Source organism: Bartonella sp. AA86SXKL (assembly GCF_042196885.1).
Map to the genome: position 1 here is coordinate 1 of NZ_JBHIRE010000367.1, position 681 is coordinate 681.

Annotated in this window: 1 protein-coding gene and 1 pseudogene; both read left to right on the forward strand. The window is 36.6% G+C overall.

The window, feature by feature from the left end; genetic code table 11:
• Positions 1–206 precede the first annotated feature (206 nt).
• Positions 207–383, forward strand: a pseudogene (locus ACFIO5_RS12045) (adenosylhomocysteinase); the annotation flags it as partial.
• A 212-nt stretch (positions 384–595) separates the two neighbouring features.
• Positions 596–681 (forward strand): adenosylhomocysteinase (locus ACFIO5_RS12050; protein ID WP_375705537.1); only part of this gene is annotated, 86 nt, incomplete at its 3' end.

The following is a 681-nucleotide window of genomic DNA, read 5'->3' on the forward strand; positions in this document are numbered from 1 at the left end:
CCCTGCATTTTATTGATGAACTGTTTCCCCTTGGTAACACGTCTTTATTGACAAATGAACCATTCCCCCTACGCTATCTTTAGTCTCAAATTTTAACCTACGGCATGAAAGCTAGCGCATCTTCTTTTTTACTGAATTCATTTCTCATTTATAAAAGAAAATGGATAAGCGTGTTGATAAAATTTATACATCTGGCTTTTTTGCAACGTGCGGAAGCAAATAAAGATATCCTGTCTCATTCCAAGACAGAAGAAGAATTTTTCTTCAAACAAATCCAAAGGCGTATGGAAGCTACACCAGGGTTTTTCACACGCCAGCGCGCAGCAATCAAAGGTATAAGTGAAGAAACCACAACGGGTGTACACCGCCTTCATCAATTCAAAAACTAACAAATGTCGACAACTTTTGTCCACACTATAGAAATTTTCAGCATCCTCTCAGTCACATTATCACTCACTTGTAAATACATGTCTGTGGTAAAGATTTATGGAAACCGAATAAAGACTTTTTCCCAGAAAGAAGTGTTCCTATTAACTTGCATTTTTTTTTAATTTCTCCTACCGTTTTGCAAAAATTAATTTTGAAGGAATAAAGAATGACAGCTCAAGATTATGTTGTCAAAGATATCGCACTTGCTGCTTATGGTCGTAAAGAACTGGATATTGCTGAAACGGAAATGCC